This is a genomic window from Chitinophaga pinensis, from assembly GCF_007896845.1.
Lineage (GTDB): Bacteria > Bacteroidota > Bacteroidia > Chitinophagales > Chitinophagaceae > Chitinophaga > Chitinophaga pinensis_C.
The window spans coordinates 24,533-45,342 of record NZ_VOHS01000048.1 but is presented as its reverse complement, the minus strand read 5'-3'; the positions used below and the strand labels follow the sequence as shown (position 1 = coordinate 45,342).

Sequence of the window (20,810 nt, the reverse complement as noted above, 5' to 3'; positions counted from 1 at the left end):
GATCGTCGTCGTGGAGGCGGTCCACGCCAAAATGGAGCAAAGAAAATGGGGGCCAGATCAGCGACTTTATCAGCTATGCATGAGATTACACCAGCCATCATTTCTATACCCTCGTCATGGCAGCAGTATTCCTGCCGGTAGATTATGCAGGGATCAGCAGGTGTGTTCTATAAACAATTTGCCTTTACACTGCTATCGCCATCTTCATCTCAGCCATCAATGCGCTTACATTGAGTCCTGCACGGCGCATTATTTCTGAGAAATGTACACCATGACGGTGAGCCAATCGATAAAAGCAGCTTCAAAAACGCTTCTTTGCCGCTTTTAATGTAGGCTTTGAAAGTGTGACCAATCGTTACGTAAAAGGCCTGAAATGGCTCTTAAAACACAATGGATTGGTATATCAGGGCTGGTACTGGTTACTTTGGTTTCAGCCATGCTGGTACATAATACCCGTACAGGCTTCATCCCTTCTGAAGACCAGAACTTTGCAGCCGTATCGTTACACTGCTCCGGGATCTCTCAGGAACGTACCCAACAGGTAATGAAACAGATCAATGACCGCCTGATCCAATGAAAGTGGTCAAGAGTTTTACACAGATCAGCGGACTGAATATCTTCACCAACGCTACCAGTCCTTCTTCCGCAGTCGCCTTTATGGTTCCTAGAAAGACCGTGGAGAAATGAGTGACCTGAATGACATTATGAATGACATGCGAAAGCGTGTAGCAGATATCAAAGGCGCTAATATCATCATCTTCACCCTGCCAACCGTTCCCGGTTTTGGTAACGTAGACGGTCTTGATTCGCCTTACGGATCGTACAGGTGGTAAACTGGATCAGTTCAGTGCAGTATCCGGCAAATTCCTGGCAGCGTTGAATCAACGGAAAGAATAGCACTGGCTTATACTGCTTTCCGTGCCGATTATCCACAGCTGGAAATGGTAATAGATGAAGAGAAAGCAGCGCAGCTGCGGGTAGATGTGGATGTGGTGATCAGATCTATGCAGGCTTATTATGGTAGTCAGCAGGTATCCGATTTCAACCGCTTCGGAAAATATTACAGGGTCGTATTACAGGCTGAAAAGGGAGAACGTGCGAATCCTTCCTCACTGGATAATATCTCGGTGAAGAATGCCGCCGGACAAATGGTCCCTATCAGTTCACTGGTGAGTCTGAAACCAGTACTCGGACCAGAAACCGTGACCCGCTATAACCTCTACAATTCCATTCCGATGAATGCCAATCCGAAGCCCGGTTATAGTACAGGTGATGCCATCAGGGCAGTGGAAGAAGTGGCAGCACAGACTTTGCCTGCGGGTTACTCTTATGAGTTCTCCGGTGTGACAAGAGAAGAGATCATTTCGGTGGACAGTCACTGTTTATTTTCCTGCTTTCTCTGGTATTCGTCTACTTCTGTGTCTGCACAGTATAACAGTTACATCCTGCCATTGTCTGTGTTATTGTCTATCCCGACAGGTGTGATCGGCGTGTTCTCTGCGATCGGTATGGCGGGTATTGAGAATAACATTTATGTACAGGTGGCACTGATCATGCTGATCGGATTGCTCGCTAAAAATGCCATCCTGATCGTGGAGTTTGCCGTCCAACGCAGGCATGCCGGAGAGACCCTTGTAAATGCAGCTATTGAGGCAGCAAAAGCGAGGTTGCGTCCTATCATCATGACCTCTATCGCCTTCGTGGCAGGTATTCTGCCAATGATGCGGGCAACTGGTCCTTCTGCTGCAGGTAACCACTCTATCAGTGTGGGCGCTGCCGGAGGTATGATCACAGGGGTATTACTGGTGTGTTTATTATACCGGTACTGTTCGTACTGTTCCAGTATCTCCATGAAAAAGTATCTCCCAAACCGGCAGATGACGCGGTGACCTCCAGTCATCATGAAGAAGCGCTGGTGATTGATATTCAAAAACTAACAATTACGACAATGAAAACGCATTATATATTCAACGCAGGGCTGGTCTTATCGATCTCTCTTGCATCCGTGCTGAGTGCTTATGCACAGCCAAAGAATACCAGCGATCTGTCTGTTGTCCAGACAGGTACTTTCAGGAACGATATAGGTGGCAATGCTGAAAAAAGCATTGCCGCCCTTCCATGGCGGCAGTTTCTGGCCAATAAAGAACTGGAAGCATTAATAGACACTGCGCTGGCAAAAATAATGATCTCCTTATTACCATCAAGGATATTGAGATCGCGAATGAGCGGTTTAAAAAAGCAAAAAGCGGCTTATTACCTGAAGTGGGCCTGAGTATTGCCTCCAGCAACAGTATTCCGTCTGATAATAGTCTGAACGGCCTGACAGCCTCTCAGTTCCTCGGTACCAATAATCTGGACAATTATACCGCGGCTCTGTCAGTATCATGGGAAGCTGATATCTGGGGAAAAGTGAAAAATCAGAAACGGGAAGCGCTGGCGCAATATCTGCAGACGCAGGAAGCGCGTAAGGGTGTACAAACGATGCTGGTGGCAGGTATTGCAACAGGTTACTATAATCTGCTGATGTTGGATTTTCAGCTGGATATTGCCCGGAAAAACCTCGCATTGTATGATAGTACTTTGAATATCGTCCGCCTGCAGTATGCATCTGCCATGACATCTTCGCTGGCAGTCCAGCAAACAGAAGCACAGCAACTGGTAGCTGCGCAGCTGGTACCAAAACTGGAACAGGCGATCACTGAACAGGAAAATGCGCTGAGTGTACTTATCGGTATCGCACCGCAGGCTATTCCAAGAACAGGAAAGCTGGATCTGCTGCAAATGCCGGAACAGATAGGCGTGGGATTGCCTGCCGATATGCTGAGCCGCCGTCCGGATGTAAAAAGTGCAGAACTGGAACTGAATGCTGCCAGCGCAAGAATAGGACTGGCAAAAGCTTATATGTATCCTTCTCTGACGATATCTGCGCAGGGTGGGCTGAATTCTCTCAAAGCGAGTAACTGGTTCAATCTGCCATCCTCTTTATTTGGTGTGGTAGCCGGTGGAATCGCACAGCCATTATTACAGAAAAGAGCACTCCGTACGCAGTATAATGTAGCGAAGCTGCAAAGAGAACAGGCGGTGTACCAGTTCCGCGAGTCTGTACTGACCGCCTATCAGGAAGTAGCAGATGCTTTGGTGAGTGTAGATAAGCTGGGAAAACAACAGGTCATTGCACAGGCGCGTGTAGATAAGCTACAGGTAGCTACCAGCAACGCGGGCATGTTATTTAAAAATGGGATGGCCAATTACCTCGAAGTATTGACCGCACAGGGAAATGCACTGTCTGGAGAATTGGAACTGGCTGCCATCAGAAGAGCACAGCTGACAGCTGTTATAGACCTTTACCGGTCTTTGGGTGGTGGCTGGAATTAATGCTTCCTTATCCGGTGAAGAACAAGGGCTGACCCGTAAGTTTACTTACGCTGGTCGGCCCTTCACCTTTTAGTCTTACAGATAGATGGCTACTTTATACAGATACCATCCCTTACCAAGTTTTCTTAGCATCATCACTTTATCCGGTCGCAGTTCAGGCAGATATTTTTCGTCCGGTGTATAGAGATAGCCTACCTGATCGTAAAGAATATGGAAGTCGATACATTGTTCCGGAAGAAATCCTCCCGTACTGATATTACTGATCAGTAAAGGACGGTATACCGGTGTTTTTGTATTGACCAATGAGTTGTATTCATCATGCGGATGTTGGAGTGCCTGTCTGGCAGCTGTCAGCAGACTATCAAACGCAGGCCGGTATTTATTGAAATGTGCGATCAATGTGTCATCAGGCGCTAATTTCAACTGCAGGCTATTGACGATAAAGTCAAATTCCTCTTTAGTTTTATATTCCGGATCGGCGTACTGTTGCGCTTCCCGCAGGGTGCTATCCAGCGCAGCAGGTGATAAGGCCTGCATACTCCGTAGTTTCCTTACATGGAGCCTTGCCAGTGTGGGGGTGCCAATACCGGCTAATTTCCAGCTACCGCTGTCTTTGGTAAAAAAGAGGTATTTATCAGCGATAAGATTGCCTTGTCTGAGGTTGAGAGCTACTGTACTACTTTCATCGCGTTGTTGCAGGAGCAGAAAGGATCGCTGCATATCCGCAGGAAGATCCCGTCCGCTGGGACTACCCCTATAATCCCCGGTACTATGCTCACTGATGAATTTTGGGTCTGCATTCACCTGAAAGATTTTTTTTGCAACCATGACAGGTTGAAGGGTTGTTTGGGCACAGGCGCTCAACAATATTGCCAGCAGGATAACAGGAAGTTTGTTCATCATACGGGCAAGTTAGGGAAATATCAGCCGGGTTTTGTATTATGTGATCAGTTCACGTTAATAACCCATGAAAAACTTAATCTTATTACTGATGCTGTTGTGTTGCGGTGCATTTGTGCCTGCTCCACCCGATAAATCCATTACAGCAATCCTGCGTAAGCAGGTACTCACAGAGGCCGGCTGGGCTTTACAGCAGCTACCTGAGACGGTAACGGCACAGAGCTGTGCACGTAGCGCCGGTGGCCAGCATGATTTTTACTCCGAGGGCGATTACTGGTGGCCTGTTGCTGGTCAGCCGGATAGTCCGTATGTACAAAGGGATGGCATGACTAACCCCGATAACTTTATTGCACACCGGTTGGCTATGATCCGCTTCAGCCGTATTATCGGCGCACTGGCCTCGGCTTACCGTATTACAGGAGATCCGCGATACGTCGTGGCTGCGCAGGTGCATCTCAAAGCGTGGTTTACTGATACAGCTACGCTCATGCATCCCAACCTGTTATATGCACAGGCTATTAAAGGTCGTTTTACCGGCAGAGGCATCGGTATCATTGATACGATTCATCTGATGGAAGTAGCACAGGGCGTATTGGTGATGCAGGATGCGGCTGTTTTTGACAAGACTTTACTCGCAGGTATCAGGCGATGGTTCGGAGACTATCTGCAATGGCTGACAAGCCATCCTTATGGGAAGGATGAGATGAATGCAAAAAATAATCATGGCACCTGTTGGGTAATGCAGGTGGCCAGTTTTGCCCGGCTGACCGGAGATACTGCGTTGTTACAATTCTGCAGGAACAGATATAAGGAAGTTTTACTGCCTGCTCAGATGGCTGCGGATGGGAGCTTTCCGCTGGAACTGGCCAGAACAAAACCTTATGGATATTCCCTTTTTAACCTTGATGCGATGGTGATGATCTGTCAGATACTGTCTGACGCTGAGCATTCCTTGTGGACGTATCAGCTGCCCGATGGCAGGACTATCCGTAAGGGGATTGAGTTTCTGTACCCCTATGTGGCAGACAAGCGTAAATGGCCTGAAAAGCCCGATGTGATGTATTGGGAGGAATGGCCGGTCGCACATCCGTTTCTGGTATTTGGCGCTAATATCTGGCAGCAAAAAGCATGGCTGGATACATGGAAAAAGCTGGATCACCAGCCTTCCAATGCAGAAGTTATAAGAAACTTACCTGTGAGACATCCCCTGATATGGTTGTAGCTGATATATGTAGTCGCTTCAGTCAGACAGCGATGCTGAAAGCTGATTGAATGCGTCTTTTACTATAGTCAGACTATACTAATGCTACCTTAATGCTACGTTTCAAACGTAGCATTAAGGTAGCATTAGTATAGTCTGACTATAGTTATATAAGGAAATAAGCGGGGGAGGTTTCATTGACAAATATCAACGAAATTAACCAATATAAATCAATGGGCAAGGGCCGGACATGATGCAATTTTGTGTTGTAAACAAAACAAAAAATCAACAACAAAAATATTGTAATCATGAAAAAGATAATACTGATCACAGGCACCAGCACCGGTTTTGGTAAATTAATGACCCTTAGTCTGGCGAAAGCAGGACACACCGTTATCGCAGGGATGAGAGGCGTTAAAGACAGGAATGCTGCTGTGGCCAAAGAACTGAGTGAAGTACCTAATGTAGATGTAGTAGAACTGGACGTAACAGAAGATGCCTCTGTGCAGAACGCCATCAATACTGTACTGGCAAAATATGGTAAAATTGACGTGTTGGTGAATAACGCGGCAGTATCCGGTTTCGGATTACTGGAATCATGGTCCATCGATCAGATCAAAAAGATGGAAGAAGTGAACGTATATGGCGTAATACGTACTTATCAGGCTGTATTGCCATCCATGCGTAAAGAAAAGAATGGATTGATCATTAATCTTACCTCCGGTGCAAGTGGCTTCACATTGCCTTTTATGGTGCCTTATCTGATGGGTAAGTTTGCAGTAGAGACTATTACTGAAGGAGCACAGCATGAATTGAAACAGTACGGTATTGAAAACGTATCTATACAACCGGGTGTTTATCCGACAGAGATGAATAACGGTGGAAAGGCAGGTGTGCATGCAGATAAAGAAAATATCACTGCTGAATACGGAGAGCCGGCACAACAACTGTTTGGTGCGATTGGTACCGCTTTATTTGGTAAGATGGCTGAATTCAATATGGATCCGCAGGTAATTGCAGATGGTGTACTGGCACTGGTGAATATGGAGAAAGGTACCCGTCCGCTGCGTTATCCTTTGGATGCTATTGCACAGGGAACGGATAAAGAATTTGTGGAAGCAAGAGCCGCGATCAAAGAAAAATGGACAGCAAGTTATGGTCTTTCTCTTTAATAAAATTAATCGCATATCATTCAATTAGTTAGTGCTGATGTTGACCATGTGTTAAAGCAGCACCTTGCAGAGATTGATTTTTATATCGAAATTCTTCGTACATTTGTACACGATTTTTAAAAGCAATTAATCACAATGAATAACATTCTTACATATCAATCAGCGTTCAACGCAAGTGCTGCAATAAGAGCAGTAATTGCCAGCACCTGTATTGTCTTAATTAAGAACGGGGAGGCAGATCCTTGCCCGGATGTAAGAGGTTAATTATTGTGTCTGGATATTCTTCAGAGGCCTCTTCACCCGAAGAGGCCTTTTTATTTGTCTCCCCCATTCTCCCACTATTTACAGTTTACTGATAACATTATTTATAACAAGCAATATGAAAGCTATTATCAAAACATTGACAATTTTATTTAAACCGCAAGTCCGGTAACGTCAGTGCTTTGCATATTGCGAGAAGCCTTCCGTTACCAGAACGGAAGGCTTTTTTATTTGGCTTTTAAATCAACAACAATGAAACGATTGGATAACTTCAGAAATATAGGAATCATGGCGCATGTCGATGCAGGTAAAACAACTGTTACTGAACGCATGCTTTATTATACTGGTCTTACACACAAGCTGGGTAGCGTAGATGAAGGAAATACTGTGATGGACAGCGATCCGCAGGAAGAAAAGAGAGGTATCACCATCTCTTCTGCTGCGATCACTACTTACTGGCAATTGGATAATAATAAATATCAGGTGAATATTATTGATACACCGGGTCACGTTGACTTCACTGCTGAAGTAGAACGTTCCCTGCGTGTGCTGGACGGCGCTATTGCTGTCTTCTGTGCGAAATCAGGTGTGCAGCCGCAATCTGAAACTGTATGGCAACAGGCAAACCGTTATAATGTACCCCGTATTATTATGATCAACAAGATGGACAGACAAGGTGCTGACTTCCGTCGTGTAGTGAAAGAGATCCGTGATATGTTACATGCAAATGCGGTACCCGTACAAATACCAATTGGTGCTGAAGATGATTTCTCTGGTGTGATTGACCTGATCACTATGAAGGCGTACGTCTGGAATGGTGATGATGGGAAGTCCTATTCCATCACAGATATCCCTGCACATATGCAGGAGGAAGCGATGCAGGCACGTGTAGCGTTGCTGGAAGAACTGTCTTTATATGATGAGACGATCTTTGAAAGTTACACGAATGATCCGGCTACAGTAGCTGTAGCAGATATCTATCGTGCCTTACGTCAGACGACCCTGCAGATGCAGGTGATACCCGTACTGGCAGGTGCTGCTTATCGTAATAAGGGGGTACAACCCTTACTGGATGCGGTAGTGCGTTATCTGCCTGCTCCGGTAGATATGCCGCAGATACATGCGGTAGATGCCGACACAGCAGCAAGTAAAATGCTGACAGCTGCTGAAGAAAGTCCGTTTGCTGCGCTGGCATTTAAGATCATCTCTGATGATTATGCCGGTAAGCTGACGATGGTCAGAGTGTATTCCGGTGTATTACGCACAGGTGACTCCGTATGGAACAGCCGCACCGGTAAACACGTACGTATCAGTCGGCTGATGCGTATCATGTCCGACAAATATGAAACTGCAGATGCCATCACTGCCGGTGATATTGGCGCTGTTGTAGGATTGAAAGATGTGCGCACAGGCGACACGTTGTCTGATCCGGATCAACCGGTGTTACTGGAAAAGATCAGTTTCCCTGAACCAATGATTGGTTATGCGATTGAAGCAAAAGTGGCGAAAGATGTGAACAAGCTGAGTGAAGCGCTATCGAAACTGGTAGAGGAAGATCCTACTCTGAGTGTCAGTGTGGATCCTGCTTCCGGTCAGACCATCCTGAAAGGTATGGGTGAATTGCATCTTGAAGTAGTGTTGGAAAAACTGACAACCAACTATCATGTGGAGATCAGTAAAGGACAGCCACAGATTGCCTATAAGGAAATGTTCACGCAGGCGATTGAACACAAGGAAGTATATAGTAAGCAGAACGGTGGTTCCGGTAGTTTCGCAGAAATTGTGTTTGAACTATCTCCACGTGAAGATGGACAGGCAGGGCTTGAGTTTGTGAATGAGGTAACTGGCGGAGCGATCCCGCGTGAGTTCATTCCTTCTGTGAAGAAAGGATTTGAAGAAGCGATGAAGACGGGTGCATTGGCGGGTTATCCGGTACAGTCCATGAAAGTGCGTTTGCTGGATGGATCTGTCCATGTGAAAGACTCCCATGCGCAGGATTTCGAACATGCTGCCATACTGGGCTTCCGTCATGCCGCCATGAAAGCTGCTCCCCGTTTACTGGAACCTTTCATGAGTGTGGAAGTAACCCTGCCTGAAGAACATACCGGTGTTATCACTGGTGATCTTAACAGACGCCGTGGTGTGATCAAAGGAATGGAAATGAAGGCGAGTGCCCAGTATATCAAGGCAGAAGCGCCTTTGTCCGATCTGTTTGGATATGTGACAACGCTGCGTACGCTGTCATCCGGAAGAGCCGCTGCTTCCGTAACATTCCAGGATTATCAGCTGGTGCCTGATAACATTGCCGGTAAAGTACTGGCAACGATCTGATAAAAAGAAAGGCAGTCCGCCAATGGTGGACTGCCTTTTATCTTTACCGCTATCTGGTTTATTTCTGCAAAACCATGATATTATTCATCATGAAGGCATCTCCTCCTTCTGCGATGATATTGTAGACCGGTTGTTTTCCACCGGCAGACTCTGTCTTATTAACAACGGTATATGTGACGAGTGTTTTGGTGTGTTCATCCATACAAAGTAGCTGGTCGCCGGTACTGACTGCGCCCATTTGTTTTTTGCCTGCTACGGTCAGTACAGGATGATTAGGCGTAGCCTGTAATACTTTATTTGATAACGACACTTCATGTATGCCGGCTATATTGTTTTCTGTTGCATGTATGACCAGCAGCCGGGTGATCGCGTAGTTGTCTGCGGTATGTTGTACCAGTTCTTTTACACGGATGGTGCTGGTCTGATGTGTATTGGCATCCGGACTGATAATTGCATCTCCCGGACGGATATCCCGCAATGCTTTTTGTGTGCCATCAGCCAGATTGACGAGTTGATCACCGGGGAAGCAGATGTCTGTGCCATAAGTGCCCGCTTCTTCTTTTACATCTTTACCCGCATTCATGGACTTATATAGCTGGTAACTGAATTCTTTGGACAGTACATAAGAGAGTTTCAATACATAGTTCTTCTCTACTTTGTCGGTGGCGTGAATGTCTTCAAAATATTGATTCCAAATGTCAGCATTACTATTGAACAGAGGCATGACGGCTGTGTACAACTTTCCGGCTTCATTGGTGTAGAAGATAACGGTAGCAATATCCAGCATACTGTCTTTGGCTACCAGCCGGTAGAGGTCAATTCTTTTCTTCTGACCATCATCGCCGGTGATGAGATAGGGTTTACGCATCTCATAGCGGTCCAGTACGTATTCATTGTTGAATTTGACGTAGGTGTCGTTATCGAGATCTTTTACGGTAAATGATTTTGCTTTCACATATTCTGCCATTGTCATGGGACGGGACTGTGCCAGCAATTGTACGAGGAGGAAAGAACAAAGTAATGTCAGCAGATATTTTTTCATACAATGATTTTGTTAAGATAATTCCTTGAATGCGGCTGCGAATGCCTGCATTTCATCCATCCGGCCGATGCTGATCCTGCACCAGTGATTATTGTTCATTTTCCAGTTACGTAAGCCTACGCTCCGTTTCATCATTTCTTCCTGAAAGCGTTCACCATCCATTTTAAGCGGAAACATGACGAAGTTGGTATTGGAAGGGATGTATGTATACCCTTCTGCCTTCAACGTCTCATACAGGAATTGTTTGCTTTCATTGGTCTTTGCCACTACTTCCTGCATATAGGCTTTGTCCTGATAACTGGCCAGTGCACCGCTGATAGCCGGTGCGGAGAGGGCTGCCCAGCTACAGGAGGTATTGGGTTGGAGTCTGGCAATAATCGCCGGAGGGGCAATAATATATCCGATGCGAAGTCCCGCCAGACCGTATACTTTTGAAAAGGTACGGGCGACGATGATGTTCTGTCCTTTCTTCACATTACCGATGAGGGTTGTACTGTCTGCATCCGGCAGATAGTCGATGTAAGCCTCATCAACAAATACGGTCGCTTTCTGAGATACCCTTTCGCAGAAGGTCTTGAGTTTATCTTTATCAACGATGGTACCGGTAGGATTGTTTGGATTACAGATGTAGACGAGTTTGGTGTCGGCCGTGATGGCTTGTTCCATGGCATCCAGATCGTGTGTATAGTTTTTGGTCAGAGGAACTTTGATCCATTTGGCGTTGACCTTTTCACAGCGCGTAGGGAGATCGTCGTAGGTAGGATCGGCAGTGACGATATTGCCACCACTTCCCAAGAGACTCACCGCAGTGCCTAGCAACAATGGTGAAGAACCGGAGCTGATCATGAGCATATCGGGGGTGATACCTTCATGCGCACAGATTTTTTCTTCCAGTTCAGGGATTAGTCTGATGGGATATTGATAACTGGTGGTTACAGCCTCCATAATGGCCTTTTTAGCCGCCGGAGAGGGCCCGAAAGGGTTTTCGTTGGCAAATAGCCGGGCTTTCAGATTTACCGGTAATTTGGGCGAAATGATGAAGTCTGTGGCATAAGCAGTGCTATTGCTGGCAATGGGTGCTGCCTGCAGCCGGCTGAGGGCTGGTGGAAGCATGGTGAATCCCCCGGTAAACAGCGCTGTTGTTTTCAGCCAGTTACGTCTGTTCATGGAGTTGGTGGTACTCATAGCAATTCGTTTTGGTTGTAAAGAATATCTATACGTCAGCTGCCGGTGGCAGTGGGATAGGAAATACGTTGATCTGTTACGCGGGCGTGTATATCAGCTACTGTTCTTCTGGCTGATTCGAATGCACCTGCCATCCAGGCATTGAGGTAGGTGGTATGTTCACCTGCGAAGTATACCTGTTTGTCTGGTTGTAATAAGCTTTTATAGTGTGTCTGCCGGGAGGCACCGGTGTATAAACCCCATCCGCCCATACTGTAAGGCGTCTTGTGCCAGCTGACAGAAAAAGAACTTTCAAACTCCTTCGGATACTGGGGATGTATCAGACTTCCTTTTTCCATGGCGAGTTTCTCCCTTTCTGCGTGTGTCAGATTACCGACCCGTTTTGCCTTGTCATGGAAATTATAGTAACCTAGCAGAATCCCTTTTTTACTGAGATAGTCGTACGAGGGATAAAAGATCTGGGTAAGTTCATTATTGGTATGGGTAATACCCCCGAAGATCTGTTCATCTTCTTCCCAGAACCTTCTTTTGAATTGCATCCCGATCTTTCCGGTGACCATGTAGGGTATGTAGTCGATAGCCCGGCTTACATCAGAAGAGAAGTTATGCCGGATATTGCTTAGTATGGGCATTGGCAGGGTGCAGATGCACAGATCCGCCTGTATGGCTCCATTGCCTTTTTTATCCTTGTAAAGCACTTTTACGCCTTCCGGCTGATTAAGGATGTCCGTCACCTCACAATTGTACCTGATCATTTTACCAACACGTTGTTCAAACGCTTTGGCAATATTATCCATACCACCTACCGCCTGAAACATGGTCATCTGAAGTTCATACGTGTACTCCGCCACGTTATAAAAGTCCGGATCGGCCAGTCCGGAGGAAATGATATCCGCCAGTTTATGCGGATCGCCTATTTTGCCCGGTTTATCTCCCGCGCCGGGTTGTTCGGTAAAACCTCTCCGGTCGGAAGCTTTGTAGAGTTTATCGATATTAAGGCCGCCTTCTGCCCGGAGGTATTCCAGTATTTTCCGGGTGTCTTCTTTGGAGAGGGCCGTATCAATTTTCTGCTGATCGACTGCTTTGGCCAGCAATTCCATTGTATAACCACGGAGGTCATTATGGATTTCCCGGGCTCTGATCTTTTTATTGGACAGGGGGCCATTGCCTTCGGCGAAAAGGTAAGTAGCTTCATTGACGTTATTGTACACCTGTATGGGTACTTGTAGTTCCCGGCAGTAATGCATGGTCAGTTCGTGATGATGCGGAATACGGGAGGGACCGGCATTAAAATACATACCGTCGTCAAAGGAGGCGGTTTGCGGAGGGATGTCTGTTTCCTGATGAACAGTCCCTTTCCGGATACTCCAGCATCTGCCGCCGGCCCTGTTCCTTGCTTCGAGCAGGGTACACTGATAGCCGAGTTTTGTGAGTTCGTAGGCGGCAGTGAGTCCGGCCAGACCTGCGCCGAGGATAACAATACGTTTACCGTTGCCCGTGCCCTGAAGTGCGAAGGCATGGGCGGGAGCAGCAGGCAGCATTCCTAATGCCAGCATAGCCGGATAGGCAGCCGCAACTTTCCCGGTTTGGGATAAGAAGGCTCTTCTTGAGATAGACATTTGGTTGATATATATAAATTCTGAATACTTCCCTTGCGTCTCTAATTTAAAAAGATTTGTTGACTGAATCTTAGAATTTATTCAAATGGTATAATAATTAATATGTATATAATTTATATATCTTGCGGAACAATACAGCTATATCGACTATGGGCTTTTTCGCTAATCTATTTGGCCTTCGAAACAACAGGAAAAAGCGGGCCGTTCCCGCGTCAGCATTGACAGACATCGACATTTTTGACAAAGAATTCCTCGCCGCAGCTTCCCGTTATACAAGCCGGCCAAGGGGGGATATGAACATGCGGGTACGTTCGGAAGAGACAAACGAAGTGATTCCCTTCGCATTGGCTTTTCCGGAAGCATTTGAAGAATGGAAGCAGGCAAAATCAATCTGGGACAAAAGGGGGATCATTTACAAAGTACTGGACAACTCCATCGGAGAGTCTTTGAAGTTATGGCAGGTAATTGAGCGCTATAACATTGATCGCTATCCGGAGCACGCCCTGAAGATTGCAGCAGAACATGCGACCGGCCCGGACCTGACTGACGCCAATTTCCATATGGCAGTGGCAAGGGCGTATTTTATCCTGACCAGATACAAAGAGGCGCAGGAAAGGGCGGAAAAGGCGCTTAGTCTGGTGCCTAATCATATGAAAGCGAAGATCCTGCTGGGAGATATCTGGCATCATACCCATCAACAGGAACGGGCACACGATATGTATAATGAGGTGTTGAAGATCAAACTGACAAGTGATGCCAGAAAGTCTCTGACCATTCACGAACTGGTGGGGTTTGATAGTGACCTGCTACATTCACCGGTATACGCAGTTGCCATGCTGAGAGGAGATACTGCTGTGACAGAGTCCCTCTGGGATAGTATTGCCTGTGAATTTTATCATTATCCACATTTCCGTTCTGCCCATGCCACTTATCTTGTGCAGAAAGGTGATTATATGAAGGCATTTGCCAAGTTCATGACCCTGAGCCGGGAAATGCCATGGTTTAAGGAAGGGGTGATTAACAGCTATAGTCTGATGCAACAGCTGGAGCTTGAGCCACAGATGACGGAAGATAAAGTACGATTGGAGGAGATTATCCGCAGGGAGCATTGGACCGTGTAATAAATGTATAAAGACACATAGAAAGCCTGATCTGTACAGATCAGGCCTTGCTTAGAGGGAACTACCGAAGTTTATCCGGTAAGGTTTTTATTGTTTTATCACTCTTAATGTTTCGTTGTTACCATTCCTTTCTACTCTGATAAAGTAAACCGCTTTCACTAATCTGCTACAGTCAACATTGATCTGATTGTGACCAGCAGGATAAAGCTGGTTGCTTACATTGTTAATCAGTGCACCATTGGCATCAAATACTTTCACTGCCACCCTTGTTTCCTTTTGATTATAGAAACTGATAGTCGCATTGTTCATTACAGGGTTTGGATAGACTTTCGCAGCTTCATTGATAACAGTTGTTGCTGCTGTTGTTGCTTTATAAGACAGGCTGTTGAGTAAGGTGCTGCCACAGGTACCCGCAGCAGGACTGTTTCCAGTTACTTCCAGCCAGTCGATGATCGCAAATTCCGTAGCGGAAGTCGTCTCTATACGTACGGTATTTGTACCCGCCGCCAGCGTAGCTGTAACAGCGCCTGTTGTTGTCCAGGATGTCCATGCGCTTGTTTTAGGAAATGATAAGGCGGATATGGCGGTATTGCCATTTACCAGCAGTCTTGCTGTGGTGGAAACATTTGCACCACCGTTGGCATATCTCCATACAAAGGAATAAGTACCGGCTGCAGGCACGGTAATACTATAATTCACGCCTTTGGAAGCGGAGTTGGACAGATTGATATAGTACCCTCCATCGGCACCGCTATAACTGTTCTGACGACTGCCATCCGCACCACAATAACCGCCTGTAGTAGTAGCCGCATCGTCGATCCGGATGGTATTACCACCACCGCCACCGTTATTGGCGGTGAAACTGGCTGTAACAGCGAGGTTGTTATTCATGGTCACTGTCGTTGTTGTAGCCGTGCCACTGGCTGCGCCACTCCATCCGGAGAAGGTGTAACCACTGGCAGGAGCTGCGGTGAGTGTCACTACCGTACCCGCTGCATAAGAAGATGCATTCGGACTGGCCGTTACGGACCCACCCGCAGACGGAGATGCAGTGATGCTGAGCGCATATGTACCGGGATTGGTGGTACTGCCTGACTCACGGGCGCCTATGTCCGGGGCAGAACCGCTATAAGTAATGCCACTGGTGATAACACCTGTGTTGATCATATCACTACCGGAAGCCAGAGCAAGAAAGTTACCCAGATTCGGACTACCATCCGTGTTTTTGCCTACAGATGGTGAGGTAGAAATAAAGTCGGCACTGCTCACGACCAACCCACCACTATTGGTGCTGACATTGTTTTTCCACCACACATTGCTACTACCCACCTCCGTACCATTGCTCTTATCGCTGGAGCCGGCATTGAAAGAGAGGTTATTGCGGAAGGTGGCAGTACTGCCTTCTCTGAAGTTAAAGTTGGATTCCGCATTGTTATAGCTGGTGTTGTTGGTCACTTCGATATTACCGGGGTTGTTATTGTCAGTAAATCCGTGGTGCCCGTTGTTAAACGCTACACTGCGACGTATGATGTGATTAACGGCAATACCGGAGCCGCCGAGTTTAAAGCCATTTTTATCACCATTACCGGAGGTACTGCCGGTACTGAGTGTACCATTGCTGTAAGCCACGCAATTGTCGATGGTTACGGGGCCGATAGGGCCTGTATCGTCTTTTGCATAGAGGTCCCATCCATCATCAATATTGTGGTGGGAAATACAGCCTCTGAAGATGTTGCCGGTGCCACAGGTCAGTTTAGCTGCGAAACCATCTGCATCTTCATTATCAGGATCCTGATTGTCAAATGCCTCACAGTTTAAAATGAGGTTGTTGGATGGCCATGAGCCAATCGTCGTGTTACTCGTTACATAGCGGCTGAGTTGTAAGCCGCTGTCATGGTTTTTACTAAAGATACATTTCTCAATGATGTTGTTATTGCCAGCCAGCAGCATACCGTTATCACCTGCACCAGTAATGGTGATACCGGTAAAATGCCAGTAATCGCCATCCAGTACCAGTCCGCGGTTCGCGTCAGCGATCGCCTGTGCGGAGAAGTTAAGTACAGGTACTTCTGTGCTGTAGGCAACAACGTTTTTGTTAGCAGAAGCTGTACCATTGTTGGTGGCAGGAATAATAACAGATGCGGATAAACTATAAGTGCCTCCTCTCAGATAAATAGTGCCGCCGGCAGGAATAGTTGCTAATGCATTGGCAAGTGTAGTAGGCGCATTGATGTTGGTACCGGGGTTGGAGGCGGAGCCGCCGGGGGCAACATACAAAGGGGTTTGTGCATAGGCCATACCTTCTCCAAGAAGGCACGCGAGTGCCAGTAGTAGTTGTGTTCTCATAACGGGACGGGGGTTTTTATTTCATCCTGAAATTACAGGATTTGAAAGCTGTGCGCTCAGAAGTACGTGTAAATATTTACGCAAACGTTCCCACTCTAAAATGGACAAAAAAATGCTATTTTAGTATTATGAAGACATCCCTGTACCCCTTGTTAGTATTGTTAACCATTGCATGCAATGCTACTGACCCGGAGACAAAAAACACCACGAATGAAATCATTGTGTCTGATACTATCATCAATACAGATCCTGCGCCCAGCCCATTGATAAACAAAGAAAATAACGTGCCTGCAGAGGCAGAAGCAGAGGCTTCCGCATATGAAGAAGATTCTCTGCATATGGTAAGTGATTTTTATGGCGATGATGCACTGGATGCTGCGTTTCTGGTAGTAGTGGATGATAAGATGGCGAAGAAGCGTAAGTCCGCCAAAGACAGTATTGATAATATGGATGAAGAAGAGGAATCATGGCCTTATTGTGAATTACATTTTCATGGAAAGGGGGCGCCGAAATTCCGTCCGATAGGCCGCGCAGATGTACGTATTTCAAATGAAGGCGATCTTGATGATGATGGCAAAGAAGACGTATCTGTTGTCTGGCTGAAGCCGTCGGGAGAAGATAGCTGGAATGAAATTTATGCCTGTAAAAAGGGTAAATGGGTGCTGGGAGCTTTCCTTCTCATAGTAGCAGCAGGAGATCGTCCATGTTTTCGGGGATGAGATCCAGACGGCGTTAAATACAGGTTTGTGGCATTCTGGTCAGGCTTTCGCAGGACTGGAATTATACTCATAAAAATGAAGTATTCTTAATAAATAAAGTAATACTTTAGTCCCGTAATTCATGTGAGATGCAAAGATCCCTTTATGCCTTAGGTCTCCTTTTCTTATCAGCATGCCATTCCACTGTAGAGTCCCCCAAAGACAATGTTAGTGCAACGACAGTAAATAGTACGGCGGAATTGCCGATCGATACGGGTATAATGACGCTGGATGCACCTCCTGAAGAGTTGCAGTTTATACCGGATACGGTACATATTCTGGGCGATTTTGACGGTGATTTCAGACAGGACACCGGGTATGGTGTTTTTTATGCCAAAAGAGGTGATGAAGGAAATGGAGAAGAGGTTGAATCAGATATGGAATATCAGTACATAGTGCGCTTTTCAGCTGTTGGTATCAAGGCTATGCCTGTGATTAGCGGCAGGCACATCCGTCTGGTAAATGAAGGAGATCTGAATGGTGATGGCAAAGATGAAATATCTGTTTTCGAACAGTCCATGCGTGCATGTACTTATACTGTAAGTACATGGTCGTATAATGACAACAGATGGACCCGTATTTCCGATTACTGGTATATCCCCACCGCCTGTGAATATATCAGCGATGAGGAGCTGGAAAAAAGGATTGTACTGGAAGATGATACGGTCTACTATTATGAAACAGATGTCAATGACAGCGATTTCCCACTTGTAAGAAAGGAATTGCGCCTGCTGCGGAACTAACGGTTCCTGCCTTTTTCATCTGGATATAATTCCCTTACCGGATCGCTTTGCCAGAACTTTTTTGTTGCGATATCCATTGCTGTCAGTTTCCCGTAGAAGGCTGCACCGGTGTCTACATTCCATACATTACAGCCCTGCATAGGCACATCTACATCATAGTTGATGGTAGGTGTATGGCCGATATAGATCTCATGAAACAATAGCAGCCTTTTAGGAAAGAGTTTTGAGTCCTTTTTGATACGCCTGTCCATGGTGCAGGCCATTTCCCAGAGCGTTCTGTCCCATCTTGTGCTGGCTTCGTAGCGTTCCATTGCCGGACCGTGCATAGAAGTAAACCCGGCATGTATAAAGAGCCTGTTTTCTGTATCAATGACATAATCCTTCATCCTGTTGTAGAAAGCGATATGTACCTCTTTTTGTTCGGGAGAGAGGCCTGCATAGCTTTCAACAGTAGCCTGACCACCATTGAAGATCCAGGTTGGATCAGGAAGGGATCCCATTAGCCATGATTCACACCATGCATCATGGTTCCCTTTTATGAAAATACATGTATACTGTTTATCGAGTTGCATGAGGTAGTCAATCACCTGCGCGGATTGCGACCAGCCATCTACATAATCACCCAGAAAAATAAGCGTATCGTCAGCCTGCGGCTTGATTTTGCCGAGCACCTGTTCCAATGCTTTCAGTGCGCCATGAATATCCCCAATTACGAACGTCCGGGCCATTTACCTGTAAATTTTGGCCTGCAAGTTAGTAATCAGTACGTCAATTGCATCCCTTTTTGCCAAAACATTTAGCCAGTCAGCCGGAATTGTGCTCCATCCATAGGTCAATCCTGCCAGTCCGCCGGTAACAGCGCCTGTTGTGTCTGTATCTTCTCCGAGGTTGACAGCAGTCAGGACCGCATCCGCATAAGAGCTGGTATGTAAAAGACACCAGATGGATGCTTCCAGAGAATGTACAACATAACCACTTCCCTGGATATCAGTATCCTTACAATCCCGTAAATGACCGAACAGGACGCGATCATAGTAATAGATCTCGTCGTTCTTCAGGAATGGCGGAATGGTGTCACAGATCATCTGATATGCCTGTTCAGGAGTTTGTCCCAGTAAGATGGCCCTTGCCATCTCGAGGTAAATAAAACACCCGTTAATGGAGCGTTGATGCCGGTGTGTCAGTGAGGATACTTCCTGTGTGTGTCTGTACCGCTCTTCTATAGACATGTCTTTGGTATAAAATACCAAAGGGAGAATACGCATAAGAGAGCCGTTACCATTACTCTGTTCGCTGATACCACCTGCCATTACAGGCGATACGCCCCTGCCAAGATTAAGGATGGCATCACGGGTAGCAAAACCAATGTCAAATACATCGCCGTGTGGCGTCCAGTAGCCGTGCTGCATCCAGTTCACGAAGCGGTTGGCCAGATTTTGCAGGTCGTATTCACCGCAGAGCATTTCTGCGAGACAGAAGGTCAGCGAACTATCATCAGACCAGGTACCGGCCGGTTGACCGTGTGTACCATAGCTACGCATGTCGGTTACAGGATTTTCTGATAAGGACCGGCGTGAACGGAATTCTACCGGTACGCCTAAAGCATCACCGGTAGCGACACCCAGCAGGGCGTCTTTGATGTAATCTGTGTAACTCATAAAGGTTAAATTTCAATGTAAGCCGGCGGTACGTGGTCAGTCAGCCACACGCCATTGTCTGACAGGTAAAACAGGAAGCCGTCTTTGTGCATCTGACCAGTTCTGATGGTCAGTATGTATGGAGCGCCTCTGCGGCTGCCAACATTGACAGCGGTTTCCCTGTCTTTACTGAGATGCAGGTGCTGACGGCTCATTTTCTGTAGTCCTTCCCGTTTAATACTATCCAGAAATCTGGCAACTGTACCGTGATACAGGTATTCAGGAGGTGTTACAGGATCAAGCCCGAGAGACACTTCTACTGAATGGCCCTGACTGGCGCGTATTTTAGTACCGTCTTCATTGAAAGCGAACCGTTTTTTATCATTGGTTTCAACTACTTCCTGCAGCTGATTGAATGTGATGGGGTGTCTGTTTTGACTCATCCGGGTTAACAGTTCCTGTACATCTGTCCATCCATTTTCATCCAGTGTGATTCCGATGGTTTCAGGTTGATGTCTGAGCACCAGACTCATAAACTTACTGATGCTTTTTGTTTGTTTTTCGTTCATCTCATTGTTGTTTTAACTGGTCTCTGACCTCCATGAGGGCGTAGCCGAGGAGGTTCTGACCTTTCCATAGCAAGGGGTTGGCTGCGTGTTCATGATTAGCGCCCATACCGATACCCCATATTCTGTCGAGGGGGCTGGCTTCTACGATGATGCTGTCGCCTGTGTTGAGCAGGAATTCCTGCATTTTAGGGTATTGAGAAAATTTCAGGAGGTTGCCCTGTACGACAAGGGTAAATTTCTCAGCGTCCCATACTGCGGTATCAAAGTTGGCCACTTTTCTGCCTGGTTTTTTGGCAGTGGCGGGGTCTGATGTCTGCAGTATTTCCTGTTCGGTAGCAGGGGCTTTGAACAGGCGGGCTTTACCTGCCATCATCCAGTGTTCAGCGGTCGCATAGGTATGTGTACCATCTGTAAAAGCAGCAGGCCACCATTGACTGAAGCAGCTTTTAGTGACGTTACCGGGTTCACCTTTGTGTCCCCAGAAGAAGGTGAAGTTTAATTTTTCTTTCGTCTTGTATTTGCGGATTAACCAATCGTTAGTGTATTTCAT

General features: G+C 46.5%; 20 protein-coding genes. 11 read left to right on the top strand and 9 right to left on the bottom strand.

The genetic code is table 11. From position 1 onward, the window contains the following. Window positions 1-373: 373 nt before the first annotated feature. The 5 genes from FEF09_RS26030 (at window position 374) to FEF09_RS26010 (ending at window position 3,375) form a co-directional block, all read left to right on the top strand. Window positions 374-577, top strand: a complete 204-nt coding sequence (locus tag FEF09_RS26030; protein WP_146307821.1) for an efflux RND transporter permease subunit — start codon at window positions 374-376, stop codon at window positions 575-577. A gap of 106 nt (window positions 578-683) precedes the next feature. Next, window positions 684-833 carry an efflux RND transporter permease subunit gene (locus tag FEF09_RS26025; protein ID WP_146307820.1) on the top strand — a complete coding sequence of 50 codons (150 nt, stop codon included), beginning with the start codon at window positions 684-686 and terminating at the stop codon, window positions 831-833. A gap of 108 nt (window positions 834-941) precedes the next feature. Further along, window positions 942-1,889, top strand: coding sequence for an efflux RND transporter permease subunit (locus FEF09_RS26020; RefSeq protein ID WP_186774536.1), 948 nt, complete (start codon window positions 942-944; stop codon window positions 1,887-1,889). Window positions 1,890-1,948: 59 nt separating this feature from the next. Beyond that, window positions 1,949-2,272, top strand: coding sequence for a hypothetical protein (locus FEF09_RS26015; RefSeq protein WP_186774535.1), 324 nt, complete (start codon window positions 1,949-1,951; stop codon window positions 2,270-2,272). Continuing rightward, a complete protein-coding gene (locus FEF09_RS26010; RefSeq protein WP_146307817.1) occupies window positions 2,155-3,375 on the top strand; it encodes an efflux transporter outer membrane subunit in 1,221 nt (406 codons plus the stop codon). Before FEF09_RS26015 ends, FEF09_RS26010 begins: the two co-directional genes overlap by 118 nt. A gap of 75 nt (window positions 3,376-3,450) precedes the next feature. On the opposite strand, the gene FEF09_RS26005 is transcribed toward FEF09_RS26010, so the two are convergent. Beyond that, a complete protein-coding gene (locus FEF09_RS26005) occupies window positions 3,451-4,278 on the bottom strand; it encodes a hypothetical protein (protein WP_146307816.1) in 828 nt (275 codons plus the stop codon). Window positions 4,279-4,342: 64 nt separating this feature from the next. Between FEF09_RS26005 and FEF09_RS26000 the strand changes: the two genes are divergently transcribed. The 3 genes from FEF09_RS26000 (at window position 4,343) to fusA (ending at window position 9,240) form a co-directional block, all read left to right on the top strand. After that, a complete protein-coding gene (locus FEF09_RS26000; RefSeq protein WP_146307815.1) occupies window positions 4,343-5,497 on the top strand; it encodes an alginate lyase family protein in 1,155 nt (384 codons plus the stop codon). Window positions 5,498-5,784: 287 nt separating this feature from the next. Beyond that, window positions 5,785-6,648, top strand: a complete 864-nt coding sequence (locus tag FEF09_RS25995) for an SDR family oxidoreductase (RefSeq protein ID WP_146307814.1) — start codon at window positions 5,785-5,787, stop codon at window positions 6,646-6,648. A 513-nt stretch (window positions 6,649-7,161) separates the two neighbouring features. Continuing rightward, the gene (gene fusA, locus FEF09_RS25990) at window positions 7,162-9,240 is read left to right on the top strand and encodes an elongation factor G (RefSeq protein WP_146307813.1); all 2,079 of its coding nucleotides are present in this window, start codon (window positions 7,162-7,164) and stop codon (window positions 9,238-9,240) included. A gap of 58 nt (window positions 9,241-9,298) precedes the next feature. Here fusA and FEF09_RS25985 read toward each other — a convergent pair whose 3' ends face one another. The 3 genes from FEF09_RS25985 to FEF09_RS25975 are packed head-to-tail and all read right to left on the bottom strand — an operon-like array spanning window position 9,299 to window position 13,086. Further along, entirely contained in the window at window positions 9,299-10,282 is a 984-nt protein-coding gene (locus FEF09_RS25985; protein ID WP_146307812.1) for a Hint domain-containing protein, read from the bottom strand. 12 nt (window positions 10,283-10,294) lie between these two features. Then, window positions 10,295-11,467, bottom strand: coding sequence for a pyridoxal phosphate-dependent aminotransferase (locus FEF09_RS25980; protein ID WP_146307811.1), 1,173 nt, complete (start codon window positions 11,465-11,467; stop codon window positions 10,295-10,297). 35 nt (window positions 11,468-11,502) lie between these two features. Next, entirely contained in the window at window positions 11,503-13,086 is a 1,584-nt protein-coding gene (locus FEF09_RS25975; RefSeq protein ID WP_186774534.1) for a flavin monoamine oxidase family protein, read from the bottom strand. 122 nt (window positions 13,087-13,208) lie between these two features. Here FEF09_RS25975 and FEF09_RS25970 point away from each other — a divergent pair, with 122 nt between their 5' ends. Then, on the top strand, window positions 13,209-14,207 hold the full coding sequence (locus FEF09_RS25970; protein WP_146307810.1) for a tetratricopeptide repeat protein: 999 nt from the start codon (window positions 13,209-13,211) through the stop codon (window positions 14,205-14,207). 87 nt (window positions 14,208-14,294) lie between these two features. On the opposite strand, the gene FEF09_RS25965 is transcribed toward FEF09_RS25970, so the two are convergent. Continuing rightward, complete coding sequence (locus FEF09_RS25965; protein WP_146307809.1) at window positions 14,295-16,553, bottom strand: InlB B-repeat-containing protein; 2,259 nt, start codon at window positions 16,551-16,553, stop codon at window positions 14,295-14,297. A gap of 128 nt (window positions 16,554-16,681) precedes the next feature. Between FEF09_RS25965 and FEF09_RS25960 the strand changes: the two genes are divergently transcribed. Then, complete coding sequence (locus FEF09_RS25960; RefSeq protein WP_146307808.1) at window positions 16,682-17,272, top strand: hypothetical protein; 591 nt, start codon at window positions 16,682-16,684, stop codon at window positions 17,270-17,272. A gap of 128 nt (window positions 17,273-17,400) precedes the next feature. Further along, entirely contained in the window at window positions 17,401-18,054 is a 654-nt protein-coding gene (locus tag FEF09_RS25955) for a hypothetical protein (RefSeq protein ID WP_146307807.1), read from the top strand. Here the strand turns inward: FEF09_RS25955 and FEF09_RS25950 are convergent. From FEF09_RS25950 to FEF09_RS25935, 4 genes are read right to left on the bottom strand one after another with little or no spacing between them, the layout of a single operon-like run. Beyond that, a complete protein-coding gene (locus FEF09_RS25950) occupies window positions 18,051-18,782 on the bottom strand; it encodes a metallophosphoesterase family protein (protein WP_146307806.1) in 732 nt (243 codons plus the stop codon). The two genes, FEF09_RS25955 and FEF09_RS25950, sit on opposite strands and share 4 nt — an antisense overlap. Then, window positions 18,783-19,712: an ADP-ribosylglycohydrolase family protein gene (locus tag FEF09_RS25945; protein ID WP_146307805.1), complete on the bottom strand. Its 930-nt coding sequence runs from the start codon at window positions 19,710-19,712 to the stop codon at window positions 18,783-18,785. 5 nt (window positions 19,713-19,717) lie between these two features. Beyond that, entirely contained in the window at window positions 19,718-20,260 is a 543-nt protein-coding gene (locus tag FEF09_RS25940) for an RNA 2'-phosphotransferase (RefSeq protein WP_146307804.1), read from the bottom strand. Between the two features lies 1 nt (window position 20,261). Next, window positions 20,262-20,810 (bottom strand): NADAR family protein, encoded by a 549-nt coding sequence (locus FEF09_RS25935; RefSeq protein WP_146307803.1) that lies wholly within the window; start codon window positions 20,808-20,810, stop codon window positions 20,262-20,264.